This window comes from Xanthomonas sp. SHU 166 (assembly GCF_000364685.1).
In the GTDB taxonomy this organism is placed as follows: domain Bacteria; phylum Pseudomonadota; class Gammaproteobacteria; order Xanthomonadales; family Xanthomonadaceae; genus Xanthomonas_A; species Xanthomonas_A sontii.
The window spans coordinates 1-2,234 of record NZ_AQOJ01000650.1 but is presented as its reverse complement, the minus strand read 5'-3'; the positions used below and the strand labels follow the sequence as shown (position 1 = coordinate 2,234).

Sequence of the window (2,234 nt, the reverse complement as noted above, 5' to 3'; positions counted from 1 at the left end):
GCGCCGCCCGCCGCGACCGGCCCAACGCCTACCTGCAATTGCCCGCGCCGGTGCGCACCCGCTACATCCGCTACGTGCACGGCCACGTCGGCGCCGCCCACCTGGCGATCAGCGACCTGCGCGTGTTCGGCAACGCCGACGGCGCCCCGCCGCCGGCGCCGACCGGTGTTGTCGCGCAGCGCGAGGCCGACCGCCGCAATGCCCGCGTGCACTGGCAGGCGGTGCCCGGCGCCGTCGGCTACAACGTGCGCTGGGGCCTGCGCGCCGACCGCCTCAACCTCACCTACCAGGTGTTCGCCGACCGCGGCACCGACCTGGAGATCCGGGCGCTGAACCGCGACCAGGACTACGTGTTCGCCGTCGAAGCCTTCGACGAGCGCGGCGTCTCCCCGCTGAGCGCCCGCATCGCCGTGCCATGAAGCCATCACCGCCTTCCCGTATGCTTGGCCCCACCTCGACCGCGCACCGGCGATGCGGCGCGCGGCAGGATCGGTTGCCGATCGAAGGAGAAGGACGATGCACCAGCACCAGGGAACCCAGCACCAGCGCCGGCTGCGCGCCTGGCTGATCGCCGCGATGGTCGCCGGCGTGTGCGGCAGTGCCGCCGCGCAGCAGACCGACCCGCGCGATGCGCAACTGCAGCAACAGCAGCGCCTGCTGCAGCAGCAGGCCCAGCAGATCCAGCAGATGCAGCAGCAACTGCAGCAGATGCCGCCGGCCGGCACCGAAGCCGCTGCACCGCGCGATGGCCTGTCCGCCACCTACCACGACTGCCGCAAGCAGGCGCAGGGCCTGGACGAGAGCCGCCGCTGCATCCAGCGCGAACAGCGCGTGCAGCAGGAGCGCCTGGACCGCGCCTACGACAAGCTGCGCTACCGCATCAGCGGTACCGACCGGTCCCGCCTGATGGACGCGCAGTCCACCTGGCAGCAGTCCAACGAACAGGCCGCCAACCTGGACCGGGCGCTCGGCGCACGCGGCCAGGAGGCGGGCCTGCAAAGCGCCGAAGCCACCCTGCGCCGGATCAGCTCCCGCGCCGACGAACTGGAAGGCTATACGCGCGGCGGGCGTTGAGGGCGCGGTCGCGTCAACCCTCCACCACACCCTGCGATCCGTCGAAGACGCCCGTGCACGCCTACGACATCGAACCCGGAGATTGGCACGACGGCGCGCCCACTCCCGACAGCGACGGCTGGTGCTTCGGCCTGCCGCCGGGCATCGCCGCGGCGCAATGGCCGCTGGATCCGTGGAGCGGCTATCCGATGCAGCACGGCTTCACCCTGCGGCTGCCACCGGACTACCGCGTGCACGGCCCGGACATCGTCGCGGTGTCGTTCTTCGCCACCGCGCCGGACCATAACGACGGCGGCCCGGCCGGAACAGTGGACGGGATGCACGCCGCGATCGCCACGCCTGCGCAGGCGCTGGCCGACCCGGCGCTGCAACCGTTCCGCGAACGCGCGCTGCAGGCCCACCCGCGGCTGCGGCGCATGCAGGACCTGCTGGACTGCGCCTATGCGCTGATCCTGCTGCGGCAGGAAGAGGTGGATGGCGCGCCATGCCGACCGCCGCCGCTGGTGGACAGCCCGTTGCTGCAGCAGACGCCGCCGCCGGAATGGCTGCAGGTCGGAAGCGCGACAGTATGCGAGGCGTGGGACGCGCGCAGCGTGCCGCTGCCGCAGGCGCCGGACCGTTTCGCCCTGCATCGTCCGCTGCGGCTGCGCCGGCGCGAGCACGATCCCAATGCCGGCGTACCGCCGCGCGAGACGTTCGGCGACGCGCCCGATCCCGGCGGCTATCAGCCGTTCTACTACTGGCAGGACGGCGTGGTCAGCCGCGAGCACTACCGCGAACACGACTGGGCCGCCGGCCACGCCATCAACCACCTCGGCGGCACCATGCGCCCGATACAGGGCATCCCGGACTTCAGCCCGTACTACATCGAGTTCGACGAGGCCTTCGGCGGCTACAACTTCGGCGGCGGCATCGCGCAACTGGACATCCAGGACCTGCGATTGGACTGGGCCTGCGGCTGAGGTCGCCGAGGTGGGCGACGCTTGCGCGGCGGCGCGCTCACGGCCCCGCTGCGCAGCCCCCGCCCTGTTCCGTGCACACCTTCATGGCGCGTTGCAGTTCGGCCTCGCTCAGCTGTGGAGGTGGCCGCGCGACGGCAGCCTGGACCTGCTCGGGGCCGCCGGTCAGCGCGTGCAGGCCCTTGGCCGCCTTGCCGGCAA

The 2,234-nt window shown here is 72.3% G+C and carries 3 protein-coding genes; all 3 read left to right on the top strand.

Features of this window, described 5'->3' with window-relative positions; translation table 11 throughout:
* Positions 1 to 419, top strand: a 419-nt coding sequence (locus tag D180_RS15630) for a fibronectin type III domain-containing protein (protein WP_043091103.1), incomplete at its 5' end; no start/stop codon positions are given.
* Positions 420 to 516: 97 nt separating this feature from the next.
* On the top strand, positions 517 to 1,074 hold the full coding sequence (locus tag D180_RS15625) for a lysozyme inhibitor LprI family protein (RefSeq protein ID WP_017913538.1): 558 nt from the start codon (positions 517 to 519) through the stop codon (positions 1,072 to 1,074).
* A gap of 53 nt (positions 1,075 to 1,127) precedes the next feature.
* The gene (locus tag D180_RS15620; protein ID WP_017913537.1) at positions 1,128 to 2,036 is read left to right on the top strand and encodes a hypothetical protein; all 909 of its coding nucleotides are present in this window, start codon (positions 1,128 to 1,130) and stop codon (positions 2,034 to 2,036) included.
* Positions 2,037 to 2,234: the final 198 nt, after the last annotated feature.